Below are 15,305 nucleotides of genomic sequence, written 5' to 3' on the forward strand. Positions count from 1 at the left end.
TGGTTTCCCGCAGATCGGTCCTCTCAGTGCTGGCAAGCACGTCTACTGCCGGGTGTACATTGCTCGCCACGGAAACTGGTCAGCAGGGCCTGGCGTTCACCGCCCCCGAATGCGACGAATCCGCTCCATGGCCGACGTTTCAAGGCGGTCCTCGACGGTTGGGCCGGACCTCGACCAGCATCGGAACGAGTCCGAGAACACGATTCGTCGCCTCGGAGGCGTTCCCGGCTGGCCGTGAGGGAATGGTGGTCTGCACCGACGACGTAGCGGTGCTGACGTGGGAGGGAGGTCGGACCGTCTTCCGATATCACCCGTCGACCGGGACGATAGACTCGATCGAACTGGACCACCCCGCACAGGTCTATCCCGCGCTTTACTGTTCGAACTTCGTCGTTTCTACCAACAGCGTTCGGTACAACATTGCCGGGGACGACTTTGAAATCCTCCAGGAAGAATCGACCGCGACACCCCACGCCAGCCCGCTATTCGACGGTGATCGGCTCTACGCGACGGGATCGGGCGGACTACAGGCATTCGACATCGGTGTGGGGGTACGTTGGACGCACTCGAACGACCGCCTGGTGACGGGTATCGCCAGTACTGAGGACGCGGTGTACGCCATCGAAAGTAATGCTGGCGGCGGCCAGCTCGTTGCGCTCGACGCTACTACCGGGGACGTTCGCTGGCGGACGGACCGAATCGGCGAGACGTACGCCGACCCCGTCGTCGGCCGACACGTCTACGTGACGAACGCGGCTGGGCGGATTTTCGCTCTCGATCGGGCCGACGGTCGCGTGCTGTGGACCCATCAGACGGGAACGCGCGACTCGCGGTTCACCGTTCCTGCCGTGGGCGACGGCGTGCTCTTCGTCTCGGACGATGGATCGGGGAGCGTCCGCGCCGTCGAAGCGACGACCGGCGAGATACGCTGGGAAACGCCTCTCTATCGAGACGAAGACGGACAGACTCGAACGGGGACGTTGTTCGCCCCACTCCTGACTGAGGAACACGTCGTGGTGAGTGCCGGGTCCGCAGGACTCGTCGGCCTGGGCCGGACCGACGGACGGCGACGGTTTCGGGCCGCCTCGGAACCCGTCGTGTCTCCGCTCGCAGTCGCTCACGAAACGATTTACGGTGCGACTCCCTCGGGTCTCCTCCTGGTGGAACCGTCGGGTTGAGCCTCGATACCTGCCACTGAGCGGTCCGACGCAGCTTCGGTCTCAGTGTTAGCGCCACTTCGTACGGGGGTGACATACTCCCTGCCCGCCAGGAGCCGCCAACGTGGAGCACATCGCCGGGTTGGCCCTCCCGTTCGAGTAGCGCTGGATCGCGGTCGGTACCCGCGAAAACGGTACTATCGGCCCGTAGGCCCGTCTCGGTCCCGCGCTGGCGGTGTGTCTCACCGGTATGCGGTATCAGCGCCGGACATCGGATATTACAACCACCAGTAGCTATATATTATCTCCCGTCAATAGTCGGAACGGAAGCCACGCGCTCCAGAGCACGCGCGGGGACATGCGCTTAGGAAATGTCCCGGGTGGAACCAGCACCCGAGACGTGGCTTCCCCCTCTAACGAGGGCCGTGAAAGAAGCCATGCTTACAAACACACTACCGAGACAAAAAGGTCTCGCCTACCTGTGGTACCGAGAGCACAAGCTATGCCCCGAATTCGTCTGGGAATCTAAACTGCCTGAGCGTCTGGTTCTCAGAGTCGGTCACCTCAAGGTGAACTGAGATGGGTCGCTACGAGTTCGACGAGCCGGGGCCGGACGATCCGTGTCCGCGCTGCGGACAGGATCTGCAGAAAACCTACTGGGCGTACGTCCGGACGGCTCACGAGGGACCGCTCTCGTACCGGTACGAGGATACGGAGAAACGACTGTGCGTGGACTGTATCGCGGCGATCGGGATGCTGGAACTGGCGATGGACGGTGCCGCTGGAGGTGGACAGGAGCCGGTGTAGGTCGGGGTGACAGTTGGGTTGGGGACCTATCTGGTACCGTCCTCGAGGATCGACGGGTGTGAACGCGACCGTTCGATTTGGGTTTCTCGTGATTGTGACGGTGTGTTTGCTCTTTTCCTCCCTCTCTGATGGCTGGTATTGGGATAGTCTGTTGGAGGGCAGCGAATTACTGTCGATTGAACACAGAATACTTCGCGTCGTGTGTCGATTCGGGAAACGGATTGTCTCGACGAACGACCTCAGGGACTCGTGACCGATCGGTCCTCCAGGCGTCTCGGCGTGCCCGCCCAACCACCGTTTCGCCTGCTTCAACTGGAGATTTGCGGAGTGGGGCGGGAGCGAGGTAATTTTTTGGCTCTGTATCTTAGGGACACGCCGTGCGACGCTGTTACGGTTGCATTCCCGCTCTAGCGCACCTTTTCCCACGCCAAACCCCTCCGTTTCGACTGGAGTAGCCATAACCACTCCTCACGTCGTGGCCGGCGTCCCGTTTCTGACTCGAAACACGTTGCAGAAACAATTATAGCAATCTAAATTGAACTGACTACATATAATGCGTTTTCGGAACCCACTACGCTCCAAAACCCGCACTGTCCCCGCGGAGGGCCGGTAGATGGGCCGGCGGGATCCTATCGCCGACCGGGAGAGTGCGACCGCACACAGTCGTCCTCGATGCGTTCGCGACCGGCGGTGGTCACGCCCTCGATACCCGGCCGGTCACCGACGATACCGCCGTCGGCTTCGTCCAGGATGGTCGGCCCTGAGACCGGTGTTGTCTTCCGACCACAACGATTATCGTGGTGGCGACCGTTGTCCTCGGTGGACAACGCCGGTGGTCTGATGCCGGCGACGAAACGGTTCGAGGCCGGCGACGAGTTTCCGGCGGGCGACAGATGGGAAGCACTCGCCTGGGACGTCCCACGAAGTGACGCGTTCCCCGAGGGGCTGAAGTACAGCTTTCAGTACCTCGGTCCCGCCGACGACGCGATCCTCCGGTACGACAACGCGAACGACGCCCACGGCGTCGGCCGCCACCACCGCCACTATCGTGGCACGGTCGAAGGAATCGAATTCGAGGGCCTTCGGTCGCACGTCCGGACATTCCTCGACGAGGTCGAAACCATCCATGACCGAGAATTCGCCTGACCACACCGACGATCCCCCGGTAGACAGTGAGTCTCCCTCGACCCTTCGCATCACGTCGAAGCCGTTCGAGGAGCACAGAGAGTCTGTCCTGGACCGAGCGGAGCGCTGGGAGCAGGGCGAAGCGGTCCCGCACGTCGTCAACTTTCAGGACGCGAGCCGCCTCCAGCGCATCCTCACGCCGCGACGCCTGGAACTCGTGCGAAGTCTGATGGAAGCGCCCGCCGAGAGCATCCGCGACCTCGCCGCCCGCCTCGACCGGGACGTTCGACAGGTCCACGACGACCTCCACCTCCTGTCCGACTACCGCATCGTCCACTTCACCGAATCTGGCGGTGCCAAGCAGCCCTCGGTCCCCTACGACACGGTCCAGATCGACATCGAACTCTCGACCCCATCGGCGGACGCGACCGAATCGCAGGCATCGGCGTAGCCGGGTCTCCGGGGTCGAACCCGCTCGGTTCGAGGAACGGCGATCTTCCGGTTTGGGAACCGTCTATCGGCCCGACTGGTGTGACTGTTGTACCGTGAGCATCCTCGAACTAACCCAGCGGTTCTCATCTAGGAAACAATTATAGGACACTAAATTGAACCCATCTCTCACGATGGGTTCTCCAATTCCCTCCACATCGAAAAGCCGCACTACCCCCACGGAGGGCGGGTAGATGGGCCGGCGGAAGCGCCGGCGGCGCGCAGATCGGGAGCGCGCGGCCGAGCGCGACCAGGCCGACGGCGAAGACGAGCGCGCCGCAGCGTCGACCAGTGGGACCCCGCTGGGCGTGCCGGACGCGCCGATCCCCGATTCTCCGATTCCCGACGCGGGCGTTCCGGACGTGGGCGCTCCCGATATGGGGATGGGCGGGGCGGCGACACCAGGCGCAGCGATGGGCCAGGAACACGGGCGTGGGGCGACCCCGTCGCTGTCGATGCGCGGCTACGGCCCCGAGGCCCAACAGCACATTCACCGTGCGACGACGGACGCCGGGACCGATCCGGACGCGGTTCCGGATGCCGTCCTGGACGTGCTCGCAACTGGCTCTGGGCAGTCGCTCGACGCCTCGACTCAGCGAGCGCTGGAAGAGCGGATGGACGCCGACTTCTCGGACGTGGAGATTCACACCGGCCCGGAAGCGGCGAAGGCCGCCGACGCGATCGATGCCCGGGCGTTCACGTGCGGCACCGCGATCGTGTTCAACGACGGTGAGTACGATCCCGAGAGTGCGGAAGGACAGCACCTCTTGGCGCATGAACTCGCCCACGTCAAGCAGCAGACGGGCGGCGCGAACGGAGTGAGGGCCGCCGGATCAGCGAGCGGGAGCGAAGCGACACGCGAGCCGGGTGCGGCAATCTCGATGATGCCGCAGGTGGATGCGGATCTGGAGATTGACCCTGATCCGCAACTGGAGCGGGAGGCCGATCAGATGGCCCAGCGAGTACTAAATAGCGAAACGTTGGGGCTGGAAAATATCCAGAATACATCGATTCACATTCAACGTTCAGAGAAACAGACTCAAACTGACGATGGATCTGATGACGCGCCTGTCGACGTCACGTTCTCGGATACACAACTTCAATCGAAATTCAAGCACGCACCCGTGTTTGGTGTTGAAGAGAACTGGAATATGGATAGCAAAGAACGGTTCAAAAGCGCCTTGAAAGAGCACATTTCAGATGCGGAGACAAGAATTATTGAAGGAAAATATCAAGATCAACCGGCGATACACTACTATAACAGCCAGACCAAAAACGTGGTAATCACTAAGCCAGATCGGAGGTTTTGGACGTGTTGGAAGCTTTCGCCTGCACAGGAGAACTATCTTCTTAATACAGGTAAGATTGGAGGAAGGTAACCGATGAACGAAGAATACGTCCGAAAGTATATGGACTTGATCAGAGAGTTCGTGCGTGGAGAGGCCACTGCCACCGAGTTCTCTACGAAATACATGAACGAATTTTTGGATGACGACGAGATACCTGAGGATGAGGTATTCAAACCTCTCGACTATCTCTTTGCGGAGGCTGATGCGTATTGCGAGCCGGAACTCAGAGACGATGTTATCGGCGGCATCGGGGAAGCGGAACTCGAAGCGTCTGCAACGGAAGTATTAGAAGAGCTGAAAGAACTCCTGGACGAAAACGACAGTTAACCCTCGCCCCATATGGAGGCGAGATACCAATGACAGCGGCTGACCAGTCCATTGGCGAGCAGGCAGTCGCCCATCTCGTCGAACACGGTGCTGATCCCCACCACGAGAACGACGCCGGAAAACGCCACTCTCGATCGTCCGCGAAGCCGACGCGGAGGTACCCGAATTCCTCGAACGGCCGTCGGACGAGGCGTCGTCGACAGACGCGTGAACGACAATACCGGTTCACTGGCCGGCTCAGTCCCGGCCAATTCGAGATGGACGGTACGCTCGAAGCACTGCTGGAGGGCGACAAATGACGCAGGTCCAGTACGACGACAACGTGTTGACGATCGACGGCGAATCGATGGCCCTCGAATATGAGATTACGCAAGTGATGGAGGCGGATGGGATTATTCTCGTGGTCCTCTACCCACCCGAGGGTGAACAACACGATGGACGGAACGTCATTGCCTTCGATACGAACGGCACCCGGCTGTGGCGATCCGAGCGCCCAGAAGACGCGACGAGTCACTGCTTCGGCGAACTCTACAAAGAGGGCGAGGAGGTGATCGGCTGGAGCTGGAACTCCAACGAGTACAAGATCGACCTCGAAACGGGGGAACTCGAAAACCTCGGCTACGGCGGGAAGTAACTCACTCCAATGAGATCCATTTCGATGCGCATTGACGGTTCGAGGTGACGGTTCCGTGCCACCTGTCGCGTCCGATGCGAATCTACTCACGATCGGTGAAATGGACATCGAAGTCGAACATCCGATCGGTCAGGTACTCGAGTTGGAAGACCGAGTCCTCGTCTTGCTCTCTCCCAGTCAGGACGCCGGTCGAGACCGGCAAAACGTCCTCGCATTCTCCTACGATGGGGACCTGCTGTGGAAGTCGTCTATCCCTGAAAAATCAGACAGACACATGTTCGGCAGTTTGACGACGGAGGATGGCGATATCATCGGCTGGAGTTGGAACAAGCAGGAATATCGCATCGATCCCGAGACGGGCGAACTGGAAGATCGAGGCTTTCGAGGAAAGTAGTCACCGACTATCCTCGCCGCACTCCTGAGCACTCCCAAAATGACCACGATAGACGAAAGCGGTACCGAACTCCGCATCGACGGCGAGACGGTCACCCTCCCGGAACCCATCGAAGACGTCGAGGAGGTCGACGACACGGTCGTCGTCCTCTTCGGCGATGGATCGAGTGAACCGAGCGACACGAACGTCTGGGCGTTCGCGACTGATGGGGCCAAACTGTGGGAGATCGAGGCCGCGACCCTCCCGACCGGAGACGCCTACCGCTACACTGGCATCGCGGTCGAAGACGGTGCGCTTCGCGCGTCCAACTGGAAGGGTGGGACGTATCACGTCGACCCGACCGACGGGTCGATCGTCGAAAGTGAGCTTACGAAGTGAGCTACGAACGAGTTCGTCGGAGGCGTCGTCGACAGAAGCGTGAACGACAATTCCGGTTCACTGGCCGGCTCAGTCTCGGACAATCCGAGATGGACGAACCGCTCGAAAAACTGCTAAAGGAAACTGAATGACGCAAATTCACTACGAAGATAACGTGCTCACCATCGGTGATGAATCGATCAGTATGGAGTACACGATCAGCCAGGTGCTGGAAGAACCAGACATCGTGATCGCGGTCCTCTACCCTCCCGAGGGTGAGCAACACGACGGACGGAACGTGGTTGCGTTCGATACGGATGGAAACCAGCTGTGGCGGTCAGCACGCCCGGAAGATGCCACCAGCCATCTCTTCGGCGAGCTCTACAAAGAGGGTGGAGACGTAATCGGCTGGAGCTGGAACCACAACGAGTACAAGATCGACCTCGAGACGGGCGAACTCGAGAATCTCGGGTACGGCGGGAAGTAATCCCCACAGTGAATACTCGCACCTCCACGGGTCCGAGTCTACAGCAAATTCGCAGCGGGACGACGGATTTCGGGACCGATCCGGATGCGGTTCTTGACCCGGTCATCGATGTGTTCACAATTGGTGGCGGGCAGTGCTCCACGCCTCGATCCATCTTCTCAGCTTCGTCGGCGGGACTTACTCGTTGTAGTAGATGTGGAGGTCGGCGAAGTCCTGCCAGTTCTGAAGGAGGTAGTCTCGCATCCGTCGAAAGGAATAGTCGTCGTCGAGCCACACCTTTTTCTGCTCGTCGATGTCGGGTGGCAGATACTCTTTGTCGAGATGGGGTTGACCGTGGCGCGTATCCATCCCGACAATTTCGTCGTTTTCGTCCAGTGGTGTCTCGGCTTTCTGGACGAGGGACCACCCGTAGTTCTCGGCGTCTGCTGCTGGGTCGTATTCCTCGTCTCTATGAGGGTCCGGCTCGACGTACCCGACGAGGAAATAATTGTCTCCCCGATAGGTCCCGAGGTCGATACTGTCAAAGCGTTCCATCGAACACCACCTGTTTACCGGTCGTCGTAGCGTTTGTGTTCATAGTAGCGTGAATCACCTGAGAACTGGATGCTCGCGCGCGACCGTCGAACCAGCGTAGCCTTCGCTCCGAAACTCGTGATTTCCCGACGAAGAAGACCACTACTTAGCTAGTAGGTGGATAGAACGCCGGCCGGCGAAGCAGAACTGTCCTCACTCTAGTATTATATTCTCGGAAACTTAAAAGTTACGGTTTCTAACGCGTGTCGGGGCCCAATCTAACTCCACCGCATCCGTACTATCGAAACACTTTTGACCGTTGCAGTCTGAACAACGGTTGAGGAGAATTGCATATGCCCGAGTTGGAAGAACCATCGACGTCGGTCCCCGATCCGAACGATTTCGAGAGCGATGTGGCGGCTGTCGACGACCGTCTGGCACTCCGTGCTGCGTTTTCGGAAACGCTCACACAGCACGGCTTCCCCGATACGCTCGTCCTCGCCCGGGAGCGCGCCGAGGACGTCTTTCACGACCGCCGCCTCGATCTGCTCGATCACTTGAACGAGCACGAACCCGACTCGGTCCGTGCCCTCGCTGCGGAACTCGGCTACGACAAAGGTGTCGTCAGCCGCGACTTGCAAAAGCTCGCTCGGATCGACATCGTCGAATACGTCGAAGACGGCCGGGCGAAAGCGCCGCGGCTCAAGCACGACCACGTCGCCATCGAACCGGTCGTCTGATCGGTTTCCGGACGTCTATCCGCCAGCCCGCTCGTCTACGACTACGGTTCGTACCCTCTGCCATTCTGCGGTTTGCCGCTCGCGTTCGGCGACTGGCCCCACTATCGAACTCCCTGCGACGACCGTTTCGGGACTCGCCGTTCGATTCCGCTCCCGTGCCGCCACCAACATGAGCCCGTAGGCGTACCGTACCGCCCCGAACCGCCGGCCTAACAAGGAGTTTCGAGCGCGTCGGCCACGCTGACAGTCATGGCGGAACACTTCGGGGTCCTCGCACTGGCACCGCCACTGCTGGCGATCGTGCTGGCGATGACGACGCGACAGGTGCTGGTGTCGCTGTTCGCCGGCGTTTGGGTCGGGGCGTTGCTCGTCGCCGGGTGGAACCCGATCGCGGCCACGGCGCTGACGATGGACTGGCTCGTCGAGGTCGTCCGGGCGCCGTTCGACACGAAGTTCATCATCCTGATCCTGTTCATGGGCGCGGGAGCCGCGTTCATCTACCGGTCGGGCGGCGTGCTGGCGCTCGAACGCGCGATCGGCGATCGCGTGAACACCGCGCGCGACTCGCAGATACTCACCTGGGTGATCGGGGTGTTCATCTTCTTCGACTCGTACACGAGCACCGTCGTGACGGGCAACGCGACGCGCGAACTCGCCCAGGACAACCGCTCGTCGCGGGAGATGCACGCCTACGCGCTCGACTCGACGACCTCGCCGGTCACGACGTTCGGCCCGGTCTCGAACTGGGTCGGGTTCCAGGTGTCGATGATCATCGTGGGATTCGAGGCGACGGACGTCACCACCGAGAGCCTCGACGTCACCGCGTTCGGCCTGTTCCTGCGGTCGATCCCGTGGAACGTCTACTGCTTCATGGCGTTCTTCATGGTCGGCTTCATCGCGATCACCCAGCGATTCTACGGGCCGATGCTGTCCGCCGAGTGGCGCGCCCGTTCTACGGGCCGGACGATACGCGAGGACGCGACGCCGCTGTCGGACGTCTCAGCCGACGTCGGCGAACCGAGTGAGAAGAACCCCACGCTGGTGAACTTCTTCGCGCCGATCCTCGTCTTGCTCGTGGTCGGCCTCGTCTCGATGTGGTACCTGGGTGGCGGGCACCAGCCCGGCGTCGACGTCTCGACGGCCTTTCAGGAGACCGACGTGGCGCTCGGGTTGCTCTACGGCGCGTTCGCGTTCATGCTCGTCGGGTTCGTCGGCTCGCTCGCCTACCGGACGATGGACCTGGAGGAAGCCAGCGAGACGATCCTCGACGGCTTCAAGACGATGGTGATCGCGCTCGCGATCATCGTCCTCGCGTGGGCCATCGGCGTGGCCGCCGAGAACGTCGGTACGGCCGATTTCATCGTGGACGTGATGGTGGGCAGCGGCGTTCCCGGGGGCTTCCTCCCGCTGATCATCTTCGCCGCGGCGATGTTCGTCGCCTTCACTACCGGGACCTCGTGGGGCACGATGTCCATCCTGACGCCGCTCGCCATCCCACTCGGCCTCGAACTCGTCGGCTCGTCGGTGCTCCCGGTCGTGATCGCGATGCTGTTCGGCGGCGCCATCTGGGGCGACCACAGTTCGCCGATCAGCGACACCACGGTGATGTCTTCGATCTTCGCCGGTTCTGACCACATCGACCACGTCAACACGCAGATCCCCTTCGCCGCGACGGCTGCCGGCGTCACCGTGATCGTCCTCCTGCTGTACGGCTTCGGGCTGCGGAGCCCGCTCGTCGCCCTGCCGCTCGCGCTCGGACTGACGATCGTGGCGGTCCTCGCGCTCAACAAGATCGACGCGCGGCGCAAGGGGCTCCCGGAGGTGATGCCGACGGCCGAGGCCATCGAATCTGGTACCGTGGACGTCGATCGAATCGAGCGCGGCGACCGCACCGGGAGCGACGGCCGGTACGATCACCTCTCGGCGATTCCGATCGCGGCGGTCACCATCACCGTCGCGTACGTCGCGCTCGTGTTCGCGTTCGCGGCACTCGGGGGGTGATCCTGGGTTCGCTGAGACCGTACTCGATCACGATTCGCGTTCGACGTCGACGCCGCGGAACGCGATCGCCGTCCCCTCGCGGCTCTCCGCGACGCCGACACGCCAGCCGTGGGCCGCGGCGACGCGTTCGGCGTCACGTCGGGGATCCGTTCCGTCGCGGGCGCCCACCTGACCCGCGAACGGGTTCCCGTCGGCGGCGCTGCTCGCGACGTAGAATCCGTCGTCTGTCGCTCCGACGGAGACGACGATGGCGTCGTCCGGGTTCGGTTCGTGGTCGACGTCCACACTCTGTCCGCCCGACTCGTCGGTTCCGGTCCGAGCGGTCGCCGCCGCGAACAGGCGTTCGAACGCGTCGCGGAGCTGGTCGCTGTCGGCCTCGAGGCGGGCGCCGGGACCGAGGTCGAGGCTCGCGTCGGTGGTTTCGACGTCGGCCCAGGCCCGGCGAGCGAGGTCGTGGAGGTCCACCGCCTCGCGGGAGACGACGACGGCGTCGCGACCGACGAGCCTGCCCAGGTGGTCGACCGCCTCGCGCAGCTCCTCGTGGGCGGCGTCGATCTCGGCGAAGTGTTCGGGGTCGCCGGTCTCCTCGGCCACTTCGAGGTATCCGCGAGCGACGCTGAGCGGGTCGCGAACGTCGTCTAGCACGTCGCCGATCGTCTCCAGTCGGTGCGTCCGGGACGCCAATTCCCGCTCGGCCCGCCGTCGCTCGGTGACGTCCGCACAGACGACGAGCCCGACGGCCGGCCCGGAGTCGTCGGTGTCGCTCCCGGACGGGACGACCGTGACGTCGTACGTTCGAATTCCCTCGTCCGTCTCGTACCGTCCGGAAAGCATCACCTCCCGTCTTCTCCCTGGCGCGACGACGCCGTCGGGTACACTACCGTCGATGGAGGCACCTCCGCCCCGGTCGCCTGGCGGTTCGCGATCGACGCCCGGTCCGCCAGCGTTCCGTCCGGAGGCAACCACGTCGCGATCCGACCGCCTGGGATCGAGGGCGGACCGGAAGCGGTCGCCGTCGACGTCGATCCCAGCTGCGTCGAAGACGTCGGTGACCGGCCGATCGACGGCCGCTCCGGAGCCGATCCCGAAGGTCGCCCGGAAGGTGTCGTTCACGGCCGTGACGATCGCCGATCCTGTCGATTCGACGGCGTAGGCGCAGGCGGGTTCGGGCGTCGCGTCGAACGCCGCCCGGAAGCGGTCGCGCTGGTCGGCCGTCCGTTCGAGGCGATCATGGAGGTGGGTGCGAGCGTCGTCGAGCCGGTCGCGTTCTCCCGTTCGATCCGCGAGCGTCTTCGCGAGCGACGCGTAGTCGCTCGCGAGGTGCTCGGCAGCCCGACGGTGTCGGGGGGCGCTCGCAGTCGACCGATCCGCTTCGGGCGCGCTCGAACCCGAACACACCCAGGCGATCTCGTCCGCCAGGTGGGTCGTGGCGTCGCTCGCGTCCCGGCGGACGTAGCCCGCGATGCCGTCGGTGGCACGGGCTACCGCCGGTTCGAACGAGTCCTCGGTAAAGAGCACCACCGGGGTGTCGTCGGCGTCGTCGATCACGTCGAGGAGAGCGGCGCCGTCGGCCGTCGTCGGCGTCTCGGCGAAGACGATGCAGTCGGCCATCCCGGCGGCGTAATCCACGTCGTCGGGCGTCGCCGGTTCGACGTCGAGTCCGTCTCCCGCCGCTTCCAGGGCTACCGCACCGCTCGCTGCGGCGTCCGACGTTACGGCGACGTAGATGACCGTTCGGCTGTCCGCCATCGGAGGTCCGTCCTGTCACGTATGTTGGGTCCGGGTAATGTATGTATTGTCTGTGTGAGTGGAGGAGTCGACCGATAATTACCGCAACCGGTGATCGCGTGTCGTCGGTCCGACGTGGGACGCCGCGGATCGGTGGTGGGACGCCGTGGCTTCGTTGTGGGTGGACGCCATAACTTCGTTGTGAGTTGATGACGTGGCTGCGTTTCGCACGGGCAGCGATCGAGTGCCAGTGAGCGAACGATCCGGGCGCGTCGAGCGACAGGTTCGAGCGAGAATTCGCCCGACAGATCCGAGCGAGAATTCGATCGGCGGGACGGGAACGGACGCGTCCGCCGCGCCGGTGCGGAACTGTTTTACCCGCTGCGGCGCCACAATCGCACGATGAGCGACCTCGAGGAGGAGTACCGTCTCGAGTACTTCAGGGAGGAGGGATTCGAGCGCGTGGAGTGTGTCTCCTGTGGGAATCACTTCTGGACGCGCGATCCCGAGCGCGAGGTGTGTGGGGAACCGCCGTGTGCGACCTACGACTTTATCGACGACCCGGGATTCGACGAGGCGCACTCTCTAGAAGAGATGCGAGAGGCGTTCCTCTCGTTTTTCGAGGACCACGACCACGAGCGCATCGAACCGTACCCGGTCGCGGCGAACCGCTGGCGCGACGACGTCCTGCTCACACAGGCGTCGATCTACGACTTCCAGCCGCTGGTCACGTCGGGCCAGACGCCGCCGCCGGCGAACCCGCTGACCATCTCGCAACCGTGTATCCGGATGCAGGACATCGACAACGTGGGCAAGACGGGTCGGCACACGATGGCCTTCGAGATGATGGCCCACCACGCGTTCAACGCCCGCGAAGACATCGACGATCCCGGGCAGTACGCCTTCGAGGGCGAAGTCTACTGGAAGGACCGCACCGTCGAGCTCTGTGACGAGTTGCTCGACTCGATGGGCGCGGACATCACCGAGGTCACCTACATCGAGGACCCGTGGGTCGGCGGCGGGAACGCCGGGCCCGCGATCGAGGTCATCTACAAGGGCCTCGAACTCGCGACGCTGGTCTTCATGTGCATGGAGCAAGATCCCGACGGCGAGTACGAACTCAAAGACGGGAACACCTACTCCTACATGGACACCTACGTCGTCGACACCGGCTACGGCCTCGAACGCTGGACCTGGATGAGCCAGGGCACCCCGACGGTCTACGAGGCCATCTATCCGGAGACGATCTCGTTCCTGACCGACAACGCCGGACTCGACTACACCGACGACGAGTCCGACCTCGTCGCCCAGGCGGCCAGGCTCTCCGGCAACCTGGACATCGACGACGTCGACGACGTCGAGGCGGCCCGCGGCGACATCGCGGCGGAACTCGGCGTGGACGTCGAGGAACTGCGCGATCTCGTCGAGCCGTTAGAGCACATCTACGCCATCGCCGATCACGCCCGGACGCTCGCGTACATGTTCGGCGACGGCATCGTCCCGTCGAACGTCGCCACGGGCTACCTCGCCAGGATGGTCCTTCGGCGGATGAAGCGTCTCTGCGACACCGTCGGCGTCGACGCGCCGCTCGACGAACTCGTCGATATGCAGGCCGACCGACTCGGGTACGAGAACCGCGACACGATTCGAGACATCGTCCGCACCGAGGTCGAGAAGTACCGCGAGACGTTAGAACGCGGCCGTCGCCGCGTCGAGGACCTGGCGCGCGAGTACGCCGAACGCGACGAGCCGATCCCCGTCGACGAACTGATCGAACTCTACGACTCCCACGGCATCCAGCCGGACATGGTCGCCGAGATCGCCGACGACCACGGCGCGACGGTCGACGTCCCAGACGACTTCTACGGGCTGGTCGCCTCACGCCACGACGATGAGACCGCGGGCGGGGTCGAGGCGAGCGGCGCCGAGGAGCGCTTCGCCGACCTTCCAGAGACGGAGAAACGCTACTACAACGACCAGGAACGCACCCAGTTCGAGGCGGTCGTCCTCGACGTCTTCGAACGCGAGGAGGGATACGACGTCGTTCTCGACGGTACCCTCTTCTATCCCGAAGGCGGCGGACAGCCGGCCGACACCGGGACGCTCGCGACCGACGAGACGACGGTCGAGGTGACCGACGTACAGGCGGTCGACGACGTCGTCCTCCACCGAACCGACGGCCCGATCGGCAAGGGCGAGTTCGTCACCGGTCGGATCGACGCCGACCGCCGCCGCCAGCTGATGGCCCACCACACGGCGACGCACATCGTCGGGCACGCCGCCCGCGAGGTGCTGGGCGACCACGTCCGTCAGGCCGGCGCCCAGAAGGGCGTCGACTCCTCGCGGCTCGACGTCCGCCACTACGACCGCATCTCCCGCGACCAGGTCGAGGAGATCGAGCGGGTCGCCAACGACCTCGTCACGGCGAACGTCCAGGTCTCCCAGGAGTGGCCCCACCGCAACGAGGCCGAGGCCGAACACGGCTTCGACCTCTACCAGGGCGGCATCCCACCGGGCGAGCACATCCGCCTGATCCACGTCGGCGAAGACGTCCAGGCCTGCGGCGGCACGCACGTCGCCCGCACGGGCGATATCGGCGCGATCAAGATCCGCTCGACCGAGCGCGTCCAGGACGGCGTCGAGCGCCTCGTCTTCGCCGCGGGCGAGGCTGCCATCCGGGCCACCCAGGAGACCGAGAACGCCCTTTACGAGGCGGCCGACGTGCTCGACGTCGATCCGCAGGACGTCCCCGAGACGGCCGAGCGCTTCTTCGATGCCTGGAAGGATCGCGGCAAGCGCATCGAGGATCTCGAATCACAGCTGGCCGAAGCCAGAGCCGCCGGCGCCGACGACGCTGCGGAGGTCGAGGTGGGCGAGACGACGGCCGTCGTCCAGCGCATCGACGCCGACGTCGACGAACTCAGGGCGACCGCCTCTGCTTTCGCCGAGGAGGGCCAGATCGCCGTTCTCGGCAGCGGTCTCGACAGCGCGCAGTTCGTCGTCGCGGTCCCCGACGGCGTCGGCGTCAACGCCGGCGAGGTCGTCGGCGAACTCGCCGCGAAGGTCGGCGGCGGTGGTGGCGGGCCCCCGGACTTCGCCCAGGGTGGCGGCCCCGACGTCGACGCGCTGGAGGACGCACTCGCCGATGCACCCGACGTGCTCAAGGCGGTACGAAACGCCTGAACGGGCCCGCTGTC

At 63.6% G+C, this 15,305-nt stretch carries 15 protein-coding genes; 13 read left to right on the forward strand and 2 right to left on the reverse strand.

What is annotated here, in order from left to right:
* Positions 1 to 242: 242 nt before the first annotated feature.
* From NO366_RS05020 to NO366_RS05065, 10 genes are all read left to right on the forward strand, one after another.
* Positions 243 to 1,178 carry a PQQ-binding-like beta-propeller repeat protein gene (locus NO366_RS05020; protein WP_256533233.1) on the forward strand — a complete coding sequence of 312 codons (936 nt, stop codon included), beginning with the start codon at positions 243 to 245 and terminating at the stop codon, positions 1,176 to 1,178.
* 558 nt (positions 1,179 to 1,736) lie between these two features.
* A complete protein-coding gene (locus tag NO366_RS05025; protein ID WP_256533234.1) occupies positions 1,737 to 1,964 on the forward strand; it encodes a hypothetical protein in 228 nt (75 codons plus the stop codon).
* Positions 1,965 to 2,804: 840 nt separating this feature from the next.
* A complete protein-coding gene (locus tag NO366_RS05030) occupies positions 2,805 to 3,110 on the forward strand; it encodes a toxin-antitoxin system TumE family protein (protein WP_256533235.1) in 306 nt (101 codons plus the stop codon).
* Entirely contained in the window at positions 3,091 to 3,540 is a 450-nt protein-coding gene (locus NO366_RS05035; protein ID WP_256533236.1) for an HVO_A0114 family putative DNA-binding protein, read from the forward strand. The genes NO366_RS05030 and NO366_RS05035 overlap by 20 nt, the downstream gene beginning before the upstream one ends.
* 232 nt (positions 3,541 to 3,772) lie before the next feature.
* Positions 3,773 to 4,957, forward strand: coding sequence for an eCIS core domain-containing protein (locus NO366_RS05040; protein WP_256533237.1), 1,185 nt, complete (start codon positions 3,773 to 3,775; stop codon positions 4,955 to 4,957).
* A 3-nt stretch (positions 4,958 to 4,960) separates the two neighbouring features.
* Positions 4,961 to 5,254 (forward strand): colicin immunity domain-containing protein, encoded by a 294-nt coding sequence (locus NO366_RS05045; protein WP_256533238.1) that lies wholly within the window; start codon positions 4,961 to 4,963, stop codon positions 5,252 to 5,254.
* A 295-nt stretch (positions 5,255 to 5,549) separates the two neighbouring features.
* A complete protein-coding gene (locus NO366_RS05050) occupies positions 5,550 to 5,888 on the forward strand; it encodes a DUF7957 family protein (RefSeq protein WP_256533239.1) in 339 nt (112 codons plus the stop codon).
* 55 nt (positions 5,889 to 5,943) lie between these two features.
* Complete coding sequence (locus NO366_RS05055) at positions 5,944 to 6,282, forward strand: DUF7957 family protein (RefSeq protein ID WP_256533240.1); 339 nt, start codon at positions 5,944 to 5,946, stop codon at positions 6,280 to 6,282.
* Positions 6,283 to 6,321: 39 nt separating this feature from the next.
* Positions 6,322 to 6,660: a DUF7957 family protein gene (locus NO366_RS05060; RefSeq protein WP_256533241.1), complete on the forward strand. Its 339-nt coding sequence runs from the start codon at positions 6,322 to 6,324 to the stop codon at positions 6,658 to 6,660.
* 127 nt (positions 6,661 to 6,787) lie between these two features.
* The gene (locus NO366_RS05065) at positions 6,788 to 7,126 is read left to right on the forward strand and encodes a DUF7957 family protein (RefSeq protein ID WP_256533242.1); all 339 of its coding nucleotides are present in this window, start codon (positions 6,788 to 6,790) and stop codon (positions 7,124 to 7,126) included.
* A 177-nt stretch (positions 7,127 to 7,303) separates the two neighbouring features.
* Here NO366_RS05065 and NO366_RS05070 read toward each other — a convergent pair whose 3' ends face one another.
* Entirely contained in the window at positions 7,304 to 7,660 is a 357-nt protein-coding gene (locus tag NO366_RS05070) for a hypothetical protein (protein ID WP_256533243.1), read from the reverse strand.
* A gap of 332 nt (positions 7,661 to 7,992) precedes the next feature.
* Between NO366_RS05070 and NO366_RS05075 the strand changes: the two genes are divergently transcribed.
* Both NO366_RS05075 and NO366_RS05080 read left to right on the forward strand, forming a co-directional pair.
* Positions 7,993 to 8,379, forward strand: coding sequence for an HVO_A0114 family putative DNA-binding protein (locus NO366_RS05075; protein ID WP_256533244.1), 387 nt, complete (start codon positions 7,993 to 7,995; stop codon positions 8,377 to 8,379).
* A gap of 309 nt (positions 8,380 to 8,688) precedes the next feature.
* Positions 8,689 to 10,380, forward strand: a complete 1,692-nt coding sequence (locus NO366_RS05080; RefSeq protein ID WP_382274680.1) for a Na+/H+ antiporter NhaC family protein — start codon at positions 8,689 to 8,691, stop codon at positions 10,378 to 10,380.
* A gap of 27 nt (positions 10,381 to 10,407) precedes the next feature.
* On the opposite strand, the gene NO366_RS05085 is transcribed toward NO366_RS05080, so the two are convergent.
* Entirely contained in the window at positions 10,408 to 12,129 is a 1,722-nt protein-coding gene (locus NO366_RS05085; protein WP_256533246.1) for a nitrogen regulation protein NR(II), read from the reverse strand.
* Positions 12,130 to 12,510: 381 nt separating this feature from the next.
* Between NO366_RS05085 and alaS the strand changes: the two genes are divergently transcribed.
* Positions 12,511 to 15,291 (forward strand): alanine--tRNA ligase, encoded by a 2,781-nt coding sequence (gene alaS / locus NO366_RS05090; RefSeq protein ID WP_256533247.1) that lies wholly within the window; start codon positions 12,511 to 12,513, stop codon positions 15,289 to 15,291.
* Positions 15,292 to 15,305 lie beyond the last annotated feature (14 nt).

The sequence above is a fragment of the Halovivax cerinus genome (genome assembly GCF_024498195.1).
Taxonomy (GTDB): Archaea; Halobacteriota; Halobacteria; order Halobacteriales; family Natrialbaceae; genus Halovivax; species Halovivax cerinus.

What these genes read in the sequence shown, in the direction of transcription:
- NO366_RS05030 (WP_256533235.1), top strand. Translation starts at nt 2,805, where the DNA reads ATGCCGGCGACGAAACGGTTCGAGGCCGGCGACGAGTTTCCGGCGGGC.
- NO366_RS05045 (WP_256533238.1), top strand. Translation starts at nt 4,961, where the DNA reads ATGAACGAAGAATACGTCCGAAAGTATATGGACTTGATCAGAGAGTTC.
- alaS (WP_256533247.1), top strand. Translation starts at nt 12,511, where the DNA reads ATGAGCGACCTCGAGGAGGAGTACCGTCTCGAGTACTTCAGGGAGGAG.
- NO366_RS05085 (WP_256533246.1), bottom strand. Translation starts at nt 12,129, where the DNA reads ATGGCGGACAGCCGAACGGTCATCTACGTCGCCGTAACGTCGGACGCC.
- NO366_RS05065 (WP_256533242.1), top strand. Translation starts at nt 6,788, where the DNA reads ATGACGCAAATTCACTACGAAGATAACGTGCTCACCATCGGTGATGAA.
- NO366_RS05035 (WP_256533236.1), top strand. Translation starts at nt 3,091, where the DNA reads ATGACCGAGAATTCGCCTGACCACACCGACGATCCCCCGGTAGACAGT.
- NO366_RS05075 (WP_256533244.1), top strand. Translation starts at nt 7,993, where the DNA reads ATGCCCGAGTTGGAAGAACCATCGACGTCGGTCCCCGATCCGAACGAT.
- NO366_RS05060 (WP_256533241.1), top strand. Translation starts at nt 6,322, where the DNA reads ATGACCACGATAGACGAAAGCGGTACCGAACTCCGCATCGACGGCGAG.
- NO366_RS05080 (WP_382274680.1), top strand. Translation starts at nt 8,689, where the DNA reads ATGACGACGCGACAGGTGCTGGTGTCGCTGTTCGCCGGCGTTTGGGTC.
- NO366_RS05040 (WP_256533237.1), top strand. Translation starts at nt 3,773, where the DNA reads ATGGGCCGGCGGAAGCGCCGGCGGCGCGCAGATCGGGAGCGCGCGGCC.
- NO366_RS05020 (WP_256533233.1), top strand. Translation starts at nt 243, where the DNA reads ATGGTGGTCTGCACCGACGACGTAGCGGTGCTGACGTGGGAGGGAGGT.
- NO366_RS05070 (WP_256533243.1), bottom strand. Translation starts at nt 7,660, where the DNA reads ATGGAACGCTTTGACAGTATCGACCTCGGGACCTATCGGGGAGACAAT.
- NO366_RS05050 (WP_256533239.1), top strand. Translation starts at nt 5,550, where the DNA reads ATGACGCAGGTCCAGTACGACGACAACGTGTTGACGATCGACGGCGAA.
- NO366_RS05025 (WP_256533234.1), top strand. Translation starts at nt 1,737, where the DNA reads ATGGGTCGCTACGAGTTCGACGAGCCGGGGCCGGACGATCCGTGTCCG.